The 17,609-nt window shown below is 56.5% G+C and carries 16 protein-coding genes and 2 pseudogenes; 9 read left to right on the top strand and 9 right to left on the bottom strand.

Annotation, left to right across the window (positions count from 1 at the left end; all coding sequences use genetic code 11):
- Nucleotides 1-84: 84 nt before the first annotated feature.
- The 4 genes from CCONF_RS00305 to CCONF_RS00290 all read right to left on the bottom strand — a co-directional run bounded on the left by CCONF_RS00305 (nt 85) and on the right by CCONF_RS00290 (nt 5,348).
- A complete protein-coding gene (locus tag CCONF_RS00305) occupies nt 85-1,503 on the bottom strand; it encodes a lysine N(6)-hydroxylase/L-ornithine N(5)-oxygenase family protein (protein WP_011274124.1) in 1,419 nt (472 codons plus the stop codon).
- 79 nt (nt 1,504-1,582) lie between these two features.
- Entirely contained in the window at nt 1,583-3,310 is a 1,728-nt protein-coding gene (locus CCONF_RS00300) for an ABC transporter transmembrane domain-containing protein (protein WP_011274125.1), read from the bottom strand.
- Entirely contained in the window at nt 3,303-5,027 is a 1,725-nt protein-coding gene (locus CCONF_RS00295; RefSeq protein ID WP_290224007.1) for an ABC transporter ATP-binding protein, read from the bottom strand. Before CCONF_RS00295 ends, CCONF_RS00300 begins: the two co-directional genes overlap by 8 nt.
- Before the next feature lie 93 nt (nt 5,028-5,120).
- Nucleotides 5,121-5,348, bottom strand: coding sequence for an MbtH family protein (locus CCONF_RS00290; protein ID WP_011274127.1), 228 nt, complete (start codon nt 5,346-5,348; stop codon nt 5,121-5,123).
- 271 nt (nt 5,349-5,619) lie between these two features.
- Here CCONF_RS00290 and CCONF_RS00285 point away from each other — a divergent pair, with 271 nt between their 5' ends.
- Both CCONF_RS00285 and CCONF_RS00280 read left to right on the top strand, forming a co-directional pair.
- The gene (locus tag CCONF_RS00285) at nt 5,620-6,804 is read left to right on the top strand and encodes an IS256-like element IS3503 family transposase (protein WP_011018353.1); all 1,185 of its coding nucleotides are present in this window, start codon (nt 5,620-5,622) and stop codon (nt 6,802-6,804) included.
- 162 nt (nt 6,805-6,966) lie between these two features.
- Nucleotides 6,967-7,665, top strand: coding sequence for an Abi family protein (locus CCONF_RS00280; RefSeq protein WP_034966322.1), 699 nt, complete (start codon nt 6,967-6,969; stop codon nt 7,663-7,665).
- Between the two features lie 232 nt (nt 7,666-7,897).
- Here the strand turns inward: CCONF_RS00280 and CCONF_RS00275 are convergent, their stop codons facing one another.
- Together CCONF_RS00275 and CCONF_RS00270 are read right to left on the bottom strand one after the other, a co-directional pair.
- A complete protein-coding gene (locus CCONF_RS00275; RefSeq protein ID WP_258867081.1) occupies nt 7,898-9,103 on the bottom strand; it encodes an RNA-guided endonuclease InsQ/TnpB family protein in 1,206 nt (401 codons plus the stop codon).
- A gap of 38 nt (nt 9,104-9,141) precedes the next feature.
- Nucleotides 9,142-9,453, bottom strand: a complete 312-nt coding sequence (locus tag CCONF_RS00270) for a helix-turn-helix domain-containing protein (protein ID WP_062036437.1) — start codon at nt 9,451-9,453, stop codon at nt 9,142-9,144.
- A 516-nt stretch (nt 9,454-9,969) separates the two neighbouring features.
- On the opposite strand from CCONF_RS00270, the gene CCONF_RS00265 reads away from it, so the two are divergent.
- Together CCONF_RS00265 and CCONF_RS00260 are read left to right on the top strand one after the other, a co-directional pair.
- Nucleotides 9,970-10,266 carry a hypothetical protein gene (locus tag CCONF_RS00265; RefSeq protein WP_005531125.1) on the top strand — a complete coding sequence of 99 codons (297 nt, stop codon included), beginning with the start codon at nt 9,970-9,972 and terminating at the stop codon, nt 10,264-10,266.
- Nucleotides 10,267-10,798: 532 nt separating this feature from the next.
- Nucleotides 10,799-10,876: pseudogene (locus CCONF_RS00260) on the top strand (IS6 family transposase); the annotation flags it as partial.
- Between the two features lie 293 nt (nt 10,877-11,169).
- Here the strand turns inward: CCONF_RS00260 and CCONF_RS00255 are convergent.
- A complete protein-coding gene (locus tag CCONF_RS00255; RefSeq protein WP_005531126.1) occupies nt 11,170-11,574 on the bottom strand; it encodes a MerR family transcriptional regulator in 405 nt (134 codons plus the stop codon).
- Nucleotides 11,575-11,743: 169 nt separating this feature from the next.
- On the opposite strand from CCONF_RS00255, the gene CCONF_RS00250 reads away from it, so the two are divergent.
- The 3 genes and pseudogenes from CCONF_RS00250 to CCONF_RS00240 all read left to right on the top strand — a co-directional run bounded on the left by CCONF_RS00250 (nt 11,744) and on the right by CCONF_RS00240 (nt 14,745).
- Nucleotides 11,744-13,303: a SulP family inorganic anion transporter gene (locus CCONF_RS00250; RefSeq protein WP_063938611.1), complete on the top strand. Its 1,560-nt coding sequence runs from the start codon at nt 11,744-11,746 to the stop codon at nt 13,301-13,303.
- Between the two features lie 116 nt (nt 13,304-13,419).
- Nucleotides 13,420-13,684, top strand: a pseudogene (locus CCONF_RS00245) (transposase domain-containing protein); the annotation flags it as partial.
- A 467-nt stretch (nt 13,685-14,151) separates the two neighbouring features.
- Nucleotides 14,152-14,745, top strand: coding sequence for a recombinase family protein (locus CCONF_RS00240; protein WP_290223976.1), 594 nt, complete (start codon nt 14,152-14,154; stop codon nt 14,743-14,745).
- 137 nt (nt 14,746-14,882) lie between these two features.
- On the opposite strand, the gene CCONF_RS00235 is transcribed toward CCONF_RS00240, so the two are convergent.
- On the bottom strand, nt 14,883-15,314 hold the full coding sequence (locus CCONF_RS00235; protein ID WP_290223975.1) for a MepB family protein: 432 nt from the start codon (nt 15,312-15,314) through the stop codon (nt 14,883-14,885).
- Between the two features lie 459 nt (nt 15,315-15,773).
- On the opposite strand from CCONF_RS00235, the gene CCONF_RS00230 reads away from it, so the two are divergent.
- A protein-coding gene (locus tag CCONF_RS00230) for an IS3 family transposase (RefSeq protein WP_290223284.1) occupies nt 15,774-16,999 on the top strand; the annotation gives its coding sequence in 2 pieces (ribosomal slippage) (nt 15,774-16,053 and nt 16,053-16,999; 1,227 coding nt in all).
- On the opposite strand, the gene CCONF_RS00225 is transcribed toward CCONF_RS00230, so the two are convergent.
- Nucleotides 16,983-17,222 (bottom strand): hypothetical protein, encoded by a 240-nt coding sequence (locus CCONF_RS00225; RefSeq protein ID WP_290223973.1) that lies wholly within the window; start codon nt 17,220-17,222, stop codon nt 16,983-16,985. The genes CCONF_RS00230 and CCONF_RS00225 overlap by 17 nt on opposite strands.
- Before the next feature lie 31 nt (nt 17,223-17,253).
- Here CCONF_RS00225 and CCONF_RS00220 point away from each other — a divergent pair, with 31 nt between their 5' ends.
- Nucleotides 17,254-17,475 (top strand): helix-turn-helix domain-containing protein, encoded by a 222-nt coding sequence (locus tag CCONF_RS00220; RefSeq protein ID WP_353959525.1) that lies wholly within the window; start codon nt 17,254-17,256, stop codon nt 17,473-17,475.
- Nucleotides 17,476-17,609 lie beyond the last annotated feature (134 nt).

Raw genomic sequence — 17,609 nt, 5'->3', positions numbered from 1 at the left:
GATGGGGAAACAGGGAATCAGACGCGGATGGCGGACGTCGGGCTAGGTGTCAGCCAACCTCAAGCGGAGCACGGCTCGGGAAAATCAGCCTGCGATCAGGTGCGAAGAATCCCGATGTTGCTCGGAGCGGAGATCTTCATCCGCCGGCGCACGATGCGTGCGTTGCTGACCCGTGATGGCCTCCACCAGTTCCCCGGAGCGGGTCGCGATGTTGGAGAGCAACGTGGAACCGAGTCCATGCGTGGCCTCAGTTGCTCCCTGCACGAAGAGTCCTGGCACGCGCTCGCCATTGAGCACGGCGCCGTAATCCCTAGTGACGGTGAATTCTTCACTGCCGTGACTATCAGCGTGAATCCCCGCAAGACCGCGAGATCGGAAGCCCGTGGCGCACACCACCACGTCAAAGTTTTCTGTCACCACGTCTCCGGTTACTCGGTGGCGAATGTCCACGTCGACGCTGCCGTCGGAACAATTACGCGCACCGAGCACCTCCGTGGTCCGGCGAATATCGAGCCGCTGACGCCCGGTGACGCTTTCCCGATACTGACGGTCGTGGAGCTCATCGAGGAGCTCAGATTCCACGCAGGCGTAATTGGTGTACCGGTGGCGGATCAACAGCTCGTTGCGGATCGCATCGGGCGCATGGAAGAAGTCATCAACGGCCTCCGGGTCGAACACCCGATTGGCGAAGGGGCTGTCATCGGCGGGGATGAAGCCGTAGCTGTTCAAGCTGCCCGTGACGGTATCGATATGCGGGCAATCGTGGAAGTACCGGATGGCCTCGGCTGCGGACTGGCCCGCGCCGATCACCAAAGCTCGGCGGATATCCCACCCACTGTTCAGCAGCTTCTTGGTGCGCGGGAGCAAATCGATGTTGTGGAAGATGCGCGAGGTGTCCAAGGAGCTGTCCTCTGCCCACGCAGGCATCTTGGCTTCCAGCCCGCGGGCAACCACCACGTTGCGGCAGCGAATGGACTCCGACTGCTGAGCTCGCTGCCCTTCGGACTCACCGCTTCCTAACTTCCTGCGGACGTGCACCACAAAACGAGCTCCGTCTGCGGCCAGTTCCGGAAGCGTCTCGATGGACGTCACGGTGGTGTTGTACTGCGTGTCCACGGTGATGTGATCCGCGATCCATCGGAGGTAATCGGCGAATTCCACGCGTTCCGGGGTGAAGGTTTGGCGGTTAATGAAATCAATCAAGCGGTCGCTGTGATGCAAGTAGTTGATGAAGCTGAAGCGGCTCTGCGGATTGCGCACCGTAACCAGGTCTTTAAGGAAGCTGATCTGCATGTTGGATCCTTCGAGGAGCATGCCTGGGTGCCAGTTGAATTCCGGGCGGGCTTCCACAAAGAGTGCATCGAGTTCTGGAGCTTGCTCTTCGATAGCTACCGCGAGCCCGAGGTTTCCGGGGCCGATGCCGATCCCGACGATGTCGCGGACGGAATTTTCGTGGGTACTGCGCTCTGCGGATGTCTGAGCTTGACGATCGATGATGGTCACTATGGCCTCTCTGTAGGATGCGCCAACCAACTTCTTAGGGTAGACAATGCAAAGGGTAGGCTAACCTATCTTCTATTGCTCAACAACCCCCTAGCGGGAATTGCTCACCCCGCGTCCGCAAACTCCCAGCTAGAGGCTTCACATCAACTACGTCCTCGGCTACCGACTGGAAGGCCCTCCCCACACACAGGACCACCGTGGTACGCCCGCGGCGAATATCTCTCACCGCACGCGCCACTTTCATGCCCGTCATTGAATCCACTGACGAGACCGGATCAACCATCACCAACATCTCCGGCTCAGCCAGTAGCGCTCGTGCCAATCCCAGCCGCTGCCGCTGACCACCGGAAAGATTGCGCGCACCTTCGGTCAGCTCGTGATCCAATACCCCGGCTGAATGAGCCGCCCCCGGCGCCAGTTCATCGAGCCCTAAGGCGTTAAGAATGTCTACTGCATCCTCCGCCCTGCCCTCTCCAGAGCTCCGCAGCACCGCCTGCCCCACTGTGTCCCCAAACAATGCCGGCTTCCGAGGCTCGGCAAGCACAGCGGAACGCACATCGTCTACCGAGATCTCGCAAATATCGCGCCCCCGGATCCACAGTTGTTGAGTTTGTGGCCTAGTCAGGGAGCCAAGCTCCATCGACTCCCCCGCGACCAACGCATCCACCAGAGCATCTGCCCATGCGGCTGAACAGTGCACCACCGTCAGTCGCCCCTCTGCGAACGCCACGGAAGCCTGCTCTGATCCCTCGACCTCGCCGTCTCCTTCGGCCTCACCGTCTCCACCGCGCATGGAAATGGCAGGCGTGCCAATCTGAGCAGATGGCACGCCCTGCCCCTCACGCAGCCGCTGAGCTTCCGCCACGCGCTGCAGCCTCCGAACGGAAGCCCTCGCCAATCCAATGAAGCGCGGCATTCTGCTGCACTGCCGCATCGGCTCCGCGATAAATTGTGACAGCGCCACCACGGTGACCAACTCCCCCAACGTCACATCGCCGGAAATGGTTCGATAGCCCGCGTACAGGCCCACCGCACTCAGCAACAGCACATTGCTGCCCATCGCCACGGCTTCATAACCTCCGCTGACCCACGCGAGCTTCCGAGCATCCGCACACGCCTCTTCAGATTTACGCGCATATCCACGGTAGGCCGGATGCGCGCCAGCCACTCCCGAGATCACCGGCAGCCCCTGCAGAATGTCGGTCATGCGCGCGGTCACTCGCGCGAGCAGAGTTTGTTGCCGCTCCGCGCGGCGTTCAATGATCTGAGACAGCCGGTGCAGGACTATCAACACCACCGCGCTGAGCACCAACACCACCACTCCCAGTGGCAGATCAATCAGCGCCAGAACAATCGTGCAGAAAATGGCTCCCACCAGCGCACTGATCCCCACCGGGACCACTTCGATGATGTCTACCGCCTGCACCACGTCTTCACCCACCACCGTGGGCAATTCCTGGCGAGGCAGACTGTCCGCATCGTCGGAATGCCCACCATGGCTCACCACCTGCGAGGTGATGCCTGCCCGCAATTCACATACGTTCCGAGCCGACGTAGCCTGCAGTATCCGGAACCCTGTCTGCCAGCTCACAGACACCGTCGCCAGCGTAGCGCCTAAGGCTGCGATTCCACCCACCAGGTGCCACACATTCTCGCTAGCGATAAGACTGTGCGCCAACCATCCCAGTAACACCGCAATCATGGCTTCTGCCACGTGGTAGATGCTCAGCAACAAGCCACTCAGAGCCATCGCGCGAGAATTTTTTCTGACCAGCCCGCGCAGCGTCACCACCTTGTTGTCAGACACGCGCCTGCCTCCCCTGCTCATTCCAGGCGGTCCACATATCGGCATATGTTCCGTTTCTTGCTGCCAGCTCCTCGTGCGTACCTGTTTCCACCACGCGCCCGCGCTCCATCACCACCACGCTATCGGCGGAGGTTGCTTGGCTGAGCCGGTGCGCAATCACCATCGCCGTCCGTCCGCGGATCGCCGCGCGGGCAGCGTCCTCCAAGGACATCGAAAAGGCCTCGTGTGATTGCTGTGTTTCCTCGAGGTCACCGTCATCTTCGGCCGTTGATTCGTCAAGAATGACGACGCCAGCCCGAGACAATGCCACCCTGGCCAGCGCCAGACGCTGTGCCGCCACCGCATCTACGTGCAGGCCCCCTTCGCCCAGCATTGTGTCTAAGCCCTGCTTGTCGCCATGGGACAAGGATGTGCACCAATCTTCCGCACCGGTTCGGCGCAGCGCATCCCATATTTCTGCGTCGCTGGCACCTTCGGCTGCCAGCAGGAGATTATCGCGCAAACTCATCGCGAAGACGTAGTTTTCCTGGGAGGCAACGCAAAAGATCGAGCTTCTTTCTTGCGCACTCATTCCCACCACGTCGCACCCCCCAACGGTGATCACACCCGGCTCTGCCATCTCGAGGGTTCCAGAGACAATTTCCGCAACCGTGGACTTGCCAGCTCCCGATCCGCCGACCACGCATACCGTGCACCCCGCAGGGATGCGGAACGCCAAGTCATGCAAGATCTCTGGGCCATCCTCGTACCGATAATTCAGGCCCTTGACCTCTACAGCTGGACTCTGCCGATGCGAGGAGTAGTCATCAATCGGCTGTGGCGTATCCGCACCCGCGGAGCGAATGAGTCCCACGATGCGCCCCAAGGCCGCCCCGCTGCGCTGCAGTTCATCAAAGGTGAACAGAATCGTGCCGATCGGCACGAACTGACGGTGGAACAGAATCAACGCTGCCGAGATCTCGCCCACCGTCACCGCATCTTCGCGGAAGAGCAACCAGCCTACGACAGACAGGGCTGACAACCCCATGAACTCCGCGAAGTTCTCCCGCGCCACCAGCCCGGAAAACACACGAAACGCAGCGATTGATTCGTCCCGCGAAGCCTGCGCGTAGCGCCTGGTGAGACCTTGGCGGCTATCCACCAGCCGATGCGAACGAACCGAACGAATGCCCTCCATAGAACCTTGCAAGGAACCGATGACACCGGCTTCTAATTCGCGTTGGCGTCGATACAAAGGGGCAGAACGAGGAAGATACCATCGCAACCCCAGCGCATAGAACGGAATCCCGCACAGCCCCGCCAACGCGAGGCGCCAATCCAACCCCGCTATTCCAGCGCTGGCCACCACGACCATCACCAGCGCGCTGAGGGTCGATGGAACCGACTTGCGGGCACTGCTCACCAGCGCGGCGACATCCGCACCAACTCGGCCCAGCACCTCTCCCCGGCCCAGGGACTCCACCGTGGTGGAAGGCAGATTCAGCACCGCGGCGACGGCGCGCTCACGCAACTTCGCAACTACCTGGGCAATCGTCACACCCGTCAGCGCCTCCGCAAGGCCAGCGACAACGGCAGTACCAACACACGCCACGGCAGCCCACACAATCACCTTCAGCACGCCAGACTTGCCGTCACCGGCGGCTACCGCATCGATGACGCTGGCCAGCAGATAAATGGGCACCAGAGAGAGCAAGGCACCGGCGAAAGTGAACAGCACCGCACTAATTGCTGGAGTTGCGGTGCGACGGAGCAGGCGGCCAATCTCCGCAGCGGACTCACCAGGCAAAGCAGTGGGAAGTACGGCACTCACTTAAGCGTGAGACTTTCCTGCCGGTTGCAAGGTGGTCCACTCGCGGTCGATGAACTCCATCGCCTCGTCCCGCGATACCCCGCCGTCTACGCCACGGGAAGGGTCTCCCAGAGCCACGGTCCATCCGTCTGGCACGGCGGCGAACGTAGGCCACAACGAGTACTGTCCCTCGTCGTTGATAAGGGCGAAGAAGCTGCCCTGTTCGTCATCAAACGGGTTGCTAGACAACACGCGCTCCTTGTCTCATGATGCGGAAATAACGGGTTTATGGGCTGCGTTGGCCAAAGTGGTGGCACAAGTGCAGCAAGCGTGAATTAACTTAGCATAACCTAATATGCAGCTTTTGAGGGTTAAGTAAAGAAAAGTGTGTCCGCATGCCACCATAACCCCAGACCACACACCACAAATCACCAAAGAATAGCTCCCCGAAAGCTATTACCCACACCATCCCGCACCTCCGGCCACATTTGTGCTAACCGCACACCGGTTGGATTAAAGGATGACCACCAACCGCCCCAGCTGCCCACTATGCGGCAACAACACAAAGAAAAACGGCACCACCAGCAAATCAACCACCCGTTGGCGCTGCACCCACTGCGGACACTCCTTTACCCGCAACACCCAAACCCACAACAAAAATACCGCCACCATGGCTTTGTTCATCCAATGGGCCACCGGCACCCAATCTCTAACCACCTTCGCCGCACACCATGGCGTAACCAGGCAAACCATGCACCACCGATTCCGATGGTGCTGGTGGATCATCCCCACACCCACCATCGACTCATTCCGCATCCATGACCAAATCTTCCTCGACGCGACCTATCTAAAGTCCGGATGCCTCCTGATCGCAGCCAGTAAAACCCACGTCATCAACTGGACCTGGGCCAGACACGAAACCACCGCCGCCTACACCGAACTCCTACGCCCCATTGCCGCACCACTAATCGCAGTCACAGACGGCGGACAAGGTGCCCAATCAGCCATCCACCACTGCTGGCCAACAACACGCATCCAACGCTGCCTCGTCCACGCCCAACGAACAGTCCGCCGCCACACCACCAGCAACCCCCGCACCGATGCCGGCAAAACCCTCTACCGCCTAGCCCTGAAACTCACTCGCATCACCGACCTTGACCAAGCATCCACATGGGTCGCCCACCTGCACGAATTCGACCACACCTACCGGGAATGGATGAACGAGAAAACCACCATCAAAGACCCTGCTACCGGCGCCTACACCAAGGTCTACACCCACCAACGCGTCCGAGCGGCCTATCAATCATTGCTATCTCTGCACCGCAGAGACCTGCTGTTTACCTACCTGCAACCCCCACCAACAACCATCGACCCCGACAACCTTGCAGCAACAACAAACAGCCTCGAAGGTGGCATCAACGCCCCCATAAAAGAACTAGCCCGCAGACACCGCGGACTATCACTACCGCATCAACGCACAGTGATGGATTGGTGGCTGTATCTACATACAGAAGTCCCTGACGATCCGGTCAAGATCGCCAGGGACCAACGATGGGGTCAAGACGCACTTTCCACAGCAACAGACCTGATCACCCACAACACCACAGCCACTACCAATGACATCGGTGCACCAGCAGAATACGACACCGCCATCGACACCAGCTACCAACACAACCTCGGCATCCAAAAAGGCTGGATCAAATAACCGCAACACGCCCGGAAAAGACACACTTTTCTTTACTTAACCCGCATTGGCCTGCCGTTATGCGCCCGAGCCTCCCCCAAAAAATCAGTAACCCCGGTGATATGCATCTAAAACGCAGGGATCGCTCCGAGGCTTTCATAGAAAATCGTAACATTTGTCCCCATGAATTCCAACGAAAATCTGACGATCAATCTTGACAAGTGGTTCTCACCTGCGCGGATGAGCACCTATGCCCACCACCCAGATCCTGAATCCCTCTACCTCTGGAACACGCGCGTCACCAAGGCCTTCCTGGAGGACCTCCAACATGTCGAGGTGCTGCTACGAAACTGCGTAGACGCCGCCGTCGCTCCGCGCTACGGACCCAGGTGGTACACCCACCCGGCCATCCCCTTCGAAAAACCGGCCGAGAGAGCCATTAAAAAAGCAGAACGCCGTGCCTGCACACGAAGAGAGCAAGCCCCACCGCCGGGGCGGGTTATCGCTGAACTCAGCTTCGATTTCTGGGCCTACCTGTTCACCAAAACCTACGCCTCTACTCTCTGGCCGCTGGTTCGTAAAGATTTGGTCGGCACACAGGCACCTGCCACTGGCGGAAGCAAGCCTGATGTCCTTGTTCCCAGCCTTGACGAGTTCAGAAGTGAAGTTGGTGTGGTCTACAACCTGCGTAACCGGTGCGCCCATCATGAGCCGATTATCAAAAAGGACCTGCAGGACGAAAACGATAACCTCGATCGAGCGCAGCAGGCTATAGAGAAGCTGTCTACCTGGATTGATCCCTCTGCGGCGGAGTGGATAGTCGCTAACTCCAGACTTCCCGAAGTGCGGGACGACAGACCGTCGCCCAAGGTATGGGGGTAACTATCGCGGGTGATGAGGCTGTGCTCGTAGGTTAGCGTCGGAAACCTTGCCCGGGTCTGCCAGGACAGACCATGGGCAGAGCACATCACCGCAGCCAAGAACGTGCAGGGGTTGGTATAGGATTCTCGACTCGTTGGCCCCATCTTGTGGGGCTGTAGCGACCGCGAGGGTGGGGTCCCAGCTCGGGGTTAAGAGGGGAAGAAGCCCCGTTGCCGCTACGTTTTGGGTCTGGTTAGTCGTGGCTGGGTTTGGGTGACTTAGTGTCTTTCAGGTGTTTCCTTTCGGCCTCAGCTGCGATGTTCAATGCGGCGTTGTGGTCCCGGTCGAGTGATAGGCCGCATTCTAGACATGTGAATTGACGGTTACTCAGGGAAAGATTCTCGTTTTTCCAACCACACCTCGAGCAGGTTTTGGAGGATGGGTAAAACCGGTCGATGACCTCTAGAGCAGCGCCGGTGCGCTTGGTTTTGTACTCCAGCTGGCGACGAAACTCGCCAGGGATCCCCTCAAGCATTCGGCGGTTGAGGGATGATTTCGCCCTCACGTTTGTTCCCGGTGCGTCTACGGTTCCCCTGGCTGAACGAGTCATGCCTTTAACATTGAGGTCTTCGATGCCGATCAGGGCATAGTTGCGGGCCAGTTCGGCGGTGATCTGATGAACAAACCCATCGCGCTGCAACTTCAGCTCGTGGTCGACGCGTTTGATCGTGGCGATGAGCTTTCGACGGCGGTTGGATCCCTTTTGGCTCCGGGCCAGCTTTTTACGTAGGTTTTTCGATCGTTTGATGTTGCGCTGGAGCAGTGGTGGAAGCTGGATGACTGTGGAGCCATCCGAGAGCGATAGGTAGTTGTGGATGCCGATATCGATGCCCAGGGTGTCTGCTTGTTTTTGCCGTCGGGTTAGCGATGGTTGGCGTTGAGCTGACTTAACCATCACAGCGACGTACCAGTAGCCGCCTTTTTGGGAGATCGTAAAATTGCTGATTTTGGCGTCAGGGTGGTTCTGCAGAGCTTTGACCAACCGTCTGGTGGAGCCATGGACGCGTACGCGCAATATCCGGTCTTTTTTATCCGGCTTGGAGGCATGCGAGAAAAGATTGGCCAGGTATAGATGCTTGTACCCGGTGATCTGGGGCTGCCCTCGGGGTGGAGGGCAGCCTTTTGGCCCCATTCTGCTGTCTGGGTGAATGGTGACTGATTTCCGAGATCGGTGGGTCTTGCGCTGGGGTTTTCCCATAGCCCGGCCTTTTCTTCGACCAGTTTTACTGGCGTAGTAGTTTTTCATGGCCTCGGCTGCGTTTTTGATTCCACTGACGGGGCAGCGACGGTTGACGAGATGGAGAAAGGGGCGGGCGCCCTTGGTATCGGGACTCCAGACAGCATCAAGCCGTTCTTGGTGTTGAGGTGACCATCGTTTCCCGTGGTCTCGTTGCCACAGCAGTTTTGCTGCCTCCCGGTGACGCCGGATTTCGGGAGTTAAAACATCTGTCTCAAATGAAAAACGGTGCGGTTTTTTAGTGCTGGGTTGGTTTCGGCCTCTTTTTTGATCAGCTTGTTCACGCTGCTGGCGTTCACGCCGGCAGCCAGGAGCTGATCTTTTCTTGCCCGGTAGTTTTCGTCGTACTTCTGCCAGGCTTCGGTGAATGCGTTGAACCCCCAGTGTGCTGCCCGTGTCATCTCCTCAAACAGGGCTTCTTGCTGAGGGGTGGGAATGAGCCGAAACACGAAGCCTTCGTGGTCATGATTGGTGTTGGGTGAGGATTTTTTAGCTTGTGGTGAATTGGTCATCCTTGTTGCCCTTTCGTGGTGAGTGGACGAGCAGGATAACTACTGGGGTGGACACCCTCCGATAGCGTCGAACTTAAATTCGAACTGGGTAACGGTGGTTCACAGGGGCGCAGGGTCCTGTTAGGGTGGCGAGCGTCTCCCCGTAGAGGGGGCCGTCGGCTCCGGACGGAAGCAGACGTTAAAACCGCACGTGGATTGCATTACTGAATTTCCGGGCATGGGCCCGGGGAGACGGTTTTGCTTGGAAGCGTGCAGAGTGCAGTTTCGGCTGTATCTCAGCGTCATCCCGCGAGGGATGTCTCGCCTACTTGAACTTTTTGGGGCGTCTTGATCAGCTTTTTCGCTGCTCAGGAAGAGGTTGCCCCCCCTAGGCGCATGGGCGATCCCACACCTCTTGCACTTTTTGTTCCACTTGGTTGTTTTCCCTGGCTGCATGGGGGATTTATATCGATGCCGGGGTGGGTCTTTAATCAGGTGTGTCTTTTTGGGGTACACCCCACTTTTACAATAAGGTACATGTTTGAATTTCGCGTATATTCGCCGACTTTAAAGACAACGTTCTTCTACGGTAGGGAGCCAAGCTTTGAGCAGGCCTGGGACAAGGCCGTGGTCTACATTTTGAATGATGCCCGTTGGAAAGACCAAAGCAATATCATTGATGCCATAGCTGCAACGGAGACAAAGTCAGAACATGCCACAAATGGGTGGATAGACGTCAGCCTTGGCCGGAATATGCAAAATGTTTACGAGCAACACGAAGTTGCGGTCATGATTGATAAAACTGCACGTGTCATGAACAATTTAGGACACTGAGTTAAGTCGGTTAGGGTACACCACGTTACGAGATAATCTTCCAACTCTTGCTCAAGCAGTCAGTCCGGTAGAAGTGATAACTCACGTCCCCTCTACCAACCGCAGTCCCGGACGCGACCGTGGGGCACTTGCTAGTGCCCTCAATTCTGCTCTCGGTCATATATCCGAAATCGTCTCACACCAGCGGCTTTAGAATCTTCAGGTGATAACACCGGCGCGTCCCACACAATAAGCCCAGATCGTTTTTCAGTGATAGATCCTGCTGCAGTCGCCGGTCGGCACGTGCTGCTAGTGGAGGACACTTGGGTCAGCGGAGCCAGTGCGCAATCAGAAGCGGTATCTCTGCACCGAGCAGGCGATCACCATGTCACTGTCATGTGTATCGCCAGGATGCTGAAAGCCAAGTGGGAAGACGGGACTTACTTGGCATCTCAATACGCCACCTTGCTGCCTCCACAGCAAGACACTACAGTTTTCAATCCTTAAACAAGGAGATCTGAACATACTTTTAGACGGCGCTGTTGCAAAGTTGGGCCAGGGCACGATGTTTACCTACGGGCACCCGAACCCAGACGCGGTGATCGTCAGCCGGATATTCGAGACAGCTTAAGCACCCCGGAGCAAGGACAACTAATGTCTTGAGGGTAGGCTTTTCGACCCTGGCCCAACTTTGCAACAGCACCGCGTAGGTAAAATAACGGGTTAAGTGACAATTTTCGATTATGTGACCTTGGATGACTGTGTCGTTTTGAGGAGTCGTCTGCACGGATTTCAGAAGTCCTCTGCACTATCGCCATCCACTCCGGAGAGGCCGCGGGCGTTCGTCCACTTCATCTGGAACGCGACTCGACAGAGCGCATTCAATCGGATGGTCTTTTTCTCCCTGCGAAGGATGGGGGCACTTTAGGGTGCCAGGGTGTTGACCAGATCGAGGAATTCCTCAGCGTAGGCAATTTGCTTGCGTAGCTTTTCGTAGCGGGTGCGCGTCTCCTCACGAATGTCGGCAAGGGTGGCCTTGGCATTACTCCGTGCCTGCTGTGCGGGATCACTGTCCTGCCCGCCATCTGAACTATGAAGAATCTCCGCAGCTTCCAGGAATTCTCGCATCTGATCCAGAGTAAACCCCAGCGGTTTCATCCGTCGCACCAGCAAAACACGACGTACATCAGCCTCACTATAAAGCCTGAACCCACCAGGGCTACGCCCCGATGGGGTAATCAGGCCGACGTTGTCATAATAACGCAAGGTGGGAATCGACAACCCAGTCTGGTCAACGACCTCGCCGATCTTGAAATTACTGTTTTGCATTGCCTGTTCTCCTTCACGGTGATGTTGCCCACGGGTTCCTGTGCCTGGGTTGGCGGTTGAGTAAAACTCCCGCTACCATGACCACCATCACCAAACCTAAAGTTACTAGAGGGTTGGATTCCTTTCGGGCGTTCGCCCAGTTACCTATCCCCTCAAAGATTGGACATCTATGACTGAAACTAGCACGGCGGCCCCCCGCCCCCTCCTGAGTCCAGACGGCGCTGATGCCCCTACCGGGATCATCGCATCCTTCCGTTACGCATTTTCTTCCCCCGCCCGTATCCGTATAGAGATTCTGGCCGGACTGGCGGTATCCCTGGCGCTGATCCCTGAGGCCATTGCCTTTTCCATCCTTGCCGGTGTTGACCCAGCCATGGGTCTGTTTTCCTCGGTAGTCATGGCCATTGCGATCGCCTTTACCGGTGGCCGCCCGGCAATGACCACCGGCGCCACCGGGGCTATTGCCCTAGTCATTGCTCCTGTGGCGCGTGGTTACGGGATGGATTATTTCATCGCCACCGTCCTGTTGGGCGGTGTCCTACAAATCGTGCTCGGCGCCCTCGGTGTGGCGAAACTTCAGCGTTTTATCCCCCGATCGGTGATGCTGGGTTTCGTCAATGCACTGGGCATTATGATTTTCACCGCCCAACTCGAACACCTCATTGATGTGCCTTGGATAGTCTACCCACTCGTCGGCTTGGGTGTGGTGATCATGATTTTCTTCCCCAAGCTCACCAGTGTGATCCCCGCCCCGCTGGTCACGATTATCGTGCTCACCGGTTTGGTCATTGCCGCCGGTTTGACTGTCCCGACGGTCTCGGACATGGGCAAGATGCCGGAGACCTTACCGTCCCTGTTTATTCCGAACGTGCCGTGGACGTTGGAGACCCTGCAGATCATCGCGCCTTATGCCCTGGCCATGGCCGTGGTCGGTCTCATGGAATCGTTGATGACCGCCAAGCTCGTCGATGACATCACCGACACTCATTCCGATAAAACTCGCGAATCCTGGGGACAGGGGGTGGCTAATATTGCCTCCGGTTTCTTCGGCGGCATGGGCGGCTGCGCGATGATCGGTCAAACCATGATCAACGTCCGCGAATCCGGGGCACGTACCCGCCTATCCACCCTGTTAGCCGGTGTGTTCCTGCTGGTCCTGGTCCTGGCACTGGGCGACATCGTTGGCATGATCCCGATGGCTGCGCTGGTGGCAATCATGATCATGGTCTCGGTCGGCACCATCGACTGGCACTCGGTGCATCCACGCACCCTTAAACTCATGCCGGTCTCTGAGACCATTGTTATGGCCGTGACGATTATTGCCACCCTAGCCACCAGCAACCTGGCCATTGGTGTGGTGCTGGGTGTGGTCACCGCGATGATCATGTTCGCCCGTCGGATGGCACATATCGCTTCCATTGAAAAGGTCTCCGAGATCGACGGCGACGGCGATGGCGAGATTGATACTCGTACCTACCGGGTGCATGGCCAGTTGTTTTGGGCATCAAGCAATGACCTGGTTTATCGCTTTGATTACACCGATTCTGCCCGTCATATCACTATTGATCTCACTGAGGCGGAGATCTGGGATGCCTCCACGGTCGCGACCTTTGACGCGATTACGCAGAAGTTCCAGGACAGAGGCAAAACCGTGTCCATTATCGGGCTCGACGGTCCCAGTCAGGACCGGCTGAACCGCCTGTCTGGCCGGCTTGGCACCGGCCACTAACATCCCCCGACTCGAGCACATCGACTTGGCGCCCCAACTTATAACCGGGGCGCCAGTTTATTGGTGCTGTTGCACAGTTGGGGCAGTAGGAAGAGTGACGTGAAATAGTCACAGCCATGGGTATCTTCTCCGGTCGTCATTTCCCCCGTGACATCATTCTATGGGCAGTGCGGTGGTACTGCCGCTACGGGGTGAGCTACCGCGATCTGGAGGAAATGATGACTTCAGCGGGGCGTGCCGGTCGATCACACCACGATCTACCGCTGGGTCCAGAAATACGCCCCTGAGCTGGACAAGCAAACACGGTGGTACCGGCAGGTACCTGACTGCCAGGCCAGTTCCTGGCGGGTCGATGAGACCTATATCCGAGTCGGCGGCAGGTGATGCTACCTCTATCGGGCGATCACCGCCGGTGGCCAGACCGGTATAGGATAGTCGCTTTATAGGTCCATGCTGATTCGCGCTCTGGGGTACACCCTATTGTTACACGTACTTGCGGTGGCATGTTGCCTGTAAAATAGGGCCGTTCCTAGCATTGTTTTACATGTGTCTAGTGGGGTCTAGGCCTTATATTTACAGAAAGTGGTGAGTGTGGTGTTATCGTCTGACGGTTTCCATATTGAAAGTCATATTGACTCTGTGCCCGCGTTGGCGCGAGTAAAAGATCTGCATGATGGGTTGTCGTCGGGACAGCAGGCGTTGGGCAGGATTGTACAAGCCTTGCTTGCTGACGCTGATGGTCTCGACGGAGCACAGTTGTCTGACTTGGCGCGGGTAGTTGAGTCGTATCGTGATGCGGTCATAAAACAGGAGAATGCTGCCTTTAACTCCCCGCGGGGCGAAGACTAATGGCCCATGACTCTGGTTCACGTGGGCAACGGGTGGGCTATATCCGGGTCTCCACGGTGGAGCAGAATAATCAGCGGCAAAAAGAACTACTCAATGCTTCCGGCAAGATTGACCGGTTCTTTGAAGATAAGATTTCCGGCCGCACCAAGACTGCCCGCCCTGGACTTGTCGAGTGCATGGCGTATGTGCGCGACGGGGACGAACTCGTCGTCTCATCGATTGACCGCCTTGCCCGTTCGCTGGCGGATCTTCGCAACATTGTTGATGAACTCACCAACAAAGGTGTGACTGTTACTTTCCTGCATGAGAATCTCGCGTTTGCGAAAGACACCACGGATCCGCGCGCGGATTTAATGCTGGGCATTTTAGGGTCGTTTGCGGAGTTTGAGCGGGCCATTATCCGCGAGCGACAGGCGGAGGGGATTGCGTTGGCGAAAAAGGCCGGCAAGTACAAAGGCCGCAAACCCGCGCTTAGCCCGCAGCAGGTAGCGGAGATTAAGCGGCGCGTACTGGCGGGGGAGTCGAAAGCAGCCTTGGCGCGGGAATTCGGAGTTACCCGACCCACGGTGTACCGGGCGTTGAAGAACGTCTAAGCGTCGGCGGCGTGAGGGTAAATCTGCGCACCCACGGTGCCTGCCGTATGCCTTCCCATATGCCTAAGCATATGGCAAGGCATACGCTTTAACATATGTCTTGTTGTATGCAGTGTCAGCTGCATGTTTACAGGTCTTCAGAATTCTGTAAACGATGTCAGTTGCTGCTTTTGAGTCTTTAAAGCGTTGGAGTTCAGCCCCTCACACCATGGTGGATATACCCTAAAACCTCTCTTTCCTGGGCCTGCTCCGGAAGTAATACCAAGGCGTTGCAAATCTTGATTGCTAAATTGAAAAACACCTCGGTACTCTCCTTGAATCACAAAGACTAGGAGACCGTCGCCGCAGGAGGAATCTTCAAAAGGCACGGATTCCCCTTCATGGTTGCGCTGCCAGAATGCCACAAAGGCTCCCGGTTTAGAAGGCGTGGTGCGTGCTGTGCGGACATGCCAGGTTTTAGCTCCCAACTCGGCTATTCCCGATTCATAATTCGCATTATCACTTGTTGCATTGATAGTAGCTTCTAAATTAAAGGCCGCCACAAATTGGTAAAAGAACTCAAACTTCATCTTCAAGGCAGTATCCGCATCTTTTTCGTTCAGCCTTGAAGCTTAAGGAAAGTAACAGAGGTTAACAAGTTTGCCGCGTTAACTCGCACCTTTCCGCATGTCGTAGAGGAAAAGGATTACCAATCGATGGAGGTTAAGGCAGCTGTATAAGGAATTCACTTTTCCCTGCAGCGACTTTCGACCTTCTAAACCGCTCGGCGACAAAACCTGTTTGAGACACTTCCTGCTCGGCAAGTATCAAAGGCATCTTCTCCCACATTTGCGCGATAGCCTCACGCGTGTGGTCCACCTCTACAACCAAAACATGATGTGATGGAATTCGCATCATCCCGAGCTCGCCCTGGTTCTCTTGTTCAAGGGACAGCTCGCTACATAGCAGGCAAACGCGGTAGCGCAGTAGTTCCTCATTGAAGCGTCCTGGGTTTAGTTCCTACCTCAGCTAAGGAAGGATTGGGAACTATGCCTAGGAAGCACTCCGTCGAGTTCAAGGAGAAGGCGGTCCATCAGATCATCGAAATGGTTCGCCTGGAGTCTTGCTCACTGCAACGCGCCTACACGGAGGTCGGTGAGCTGCTTGGAGTATCTCACCACACGTTGCGGGCTTGGTACCGTGACAGCGCTTCAGTACGTGATGACTCCGACGCGTCAGGCGGCGAAACAATGGAAGAAGAGATCAAGCGTCTGCGCCGCGAAAACCGTGAGCTGAAGCGAGCAAACGGGATTCTTAAGGCTGCTTCGGCTTTTTTCGCAGCGGAACTCGACCGACCCACGACCAAATGATCTCTTACATCGACACGTATAAAGATCAGTTTGGGGTCGAGGCCATCTGCCGAGTCCTTAAACAAGCAGATCGTGGATTCATTACTTCACGCGGCTACCGCAAAGCCACCACTCGTGTTCCCAGCGCAAGGGCCTTAAGCGATAGCCTTCTCATCCCAGAGATACAGCGTGTGCATGCGCAGAATTTCTCGGTCTACGGCATCCGCAAAATGTGGCACGCGATGAACCGTGAAGGCTTTCATATTGGTCGCGACAAGACTGCACGACTGATGAAGCTAGCAGGTGTTTCTGGCCGCAGACGTGGGCGAACCCCAGTAACAACGATCAGCCCGAAGACACCGGATCATCGCCCGGACCTTGTGCGCCGAAACTTCCGTGCGCAGGCACCAGGCAGGCTTTGGGTTGCCGACATTACCTACGTTCGCACCCTGTCAGGATTCGCCTACACCGCGTTTGTCGTGGATGTCTACAGCCGAAAAATTGTTGGCGTTGCTACACGCTCGACGATGCGTACCGATGCGCTGCCCATGGAGGCATTGGAACATGCGTTAACGACTGCAGGACGAATTCATGGAAACCAGTTAATTCACCATAGCGATCGGGGCAGCCAGTACGTGTCACTGAAGTATTCCACCGCGCTAGCGGAATCCGGAATCCGCCCGAGTGTGGGAACAGTCGGCGATTCTTACGACAATGCACTAGCCGAAACAGTCAACGGGCTCTACAAGGCTGAACTCATTCACGCCCAAGGCCCGTGGACTTCGGTCGGAGAAGTCGAACTGGCCACCTTGCGGTGGGTGCATTGGTGGAACACCAAGCGGCTTCATGAAGCTTTGGACTACGCCACCCCACAGGAAGTAGAAACCGAGTACTATCTCACCCAGCCCATCAACACAGGGCCGTAAAAGAAGCGGAACTAAACCCAGGACGCTTCACATCAACTGTAAGCGGATCGTCAAGGGCAAGACCGTAAATCGTGAAGTCGTCATCTTCAAAGTTATGGAAGGCTATTGCCTTAACATATTCCATTGCTTCTTTGTGTCGAGCGGTCCCGTAGGGGCCTGTAACCTCTAAATAGTATGCCGGGGTTGCTTCAATGGTTTCTGTCCATACCGTGGGTGTATCCATAGACAGTAACCATATTCATCAGTTTAATTGAATTAAACTTTTAAATGATTCTTCCCCGACCACAAAAGGTCTGACAGTATATGACGCGTTAGCTAAAAAGGCCGGCAAATACAACGGCCAGAAACCCGCGCTTAGCCCGCAGCAGGTAGCGGAGATTAAACAGCGCGTACTGACGGGGGAGTCGAAAGCAGCCTTGGCGCGGGAGTTCGGAGTTACCCGGCCTACCGTGTATCGGGCGTTGAAGAACGTCTAAGCGTCGGCGGCATGAGGGTAAATATGCACACCCACGGTGCCTACAGTATGGCAGAACATATGCCTAAGCATATGGCAAGACATACGCTATAACATATGTCCTCCTTTATGTAGTTCCACCTGCACTGTCGTGTA

Source organism: Corynebacterium confusum (assembly GCF_030408715.1).
Taxonomy (GTDB): domain Bacteria; phylum Actinomycetota; class Actinomycetes; order Mycobacteriales; family Mycobacteriaceae; genus Corynebacterium; species Corynebacterium confusum.
The sequence above is the reverse complement of the archived record's forward strand: the minus strand, read 5'-3'. Positions and strand labels throughout refer to the sequence as shown.

Bases quoted from the DNA above. Each gene is read 5' to 3' on its own strand.
- CCONF_RS00285 (WP_011018353.1), top strand. From the start codon at position 5,620: ATGACCACCAACCGCCCCAGCTGCCCACTATGCGGCAACAACACAAAG.
- CCONF_RS00280 (WP_034966322.1), top strand. From the start codon at position 6,967: ATGAATTCCAACGAAAATCTGACGATCAATCTTGACAAGTGGTTCTCA.
- CCONF_RS00270 (WP_062036437.1), bottom strand. From the start codon at position 9,453: ATGACCAATTCACCACAAGCTAAAAAATCCTCACCCAACACCAATCAT.
- CCONF_RS00265 (WP_005531125.1), top strand. From the start codon at position 9,970: ATGTTTGAATTTCGCGTATATTCGCCGACTTTAAAGACAACGTTCTTC.
- CCONF_RS00255 (WP_005531126.1), bottom strand. From the start codon at position 11,574: ATGCAAAACAGTAATTTCAAGATCGGCGAGGTCGTTGACCAGACTGGG.
- CCONF_RS00250 (WP_063938611.1), top strand. From the start codon at position 11,744: ATGACTGAAACTAGCACGGCGGCCCCCCGCCCCCTCCTGAGTCCAGAC.
- CCONF_RS00240 (WP_290223976.1), top strand. From the start codon at position 14,152: ATGGCCCATGACTCTGGTTCACGTGGGCAACGGGTGGGCTATATCCGG.
- CCONF_RS00235 (WP_290223975.1), bottom strand. From the start codon at position 15,314: ATGAAGTTTGAGTTCTTTTACCAATTTGTGGCGGCCTTTAATTTAGAA.
- CCONF_RS00225 (WP_290223973.1), bottom strand. From the start codon at position 17,222: ATGGATACACCCACGGTATGGACAGAAACCATTGAAGCAACCCCGGCA.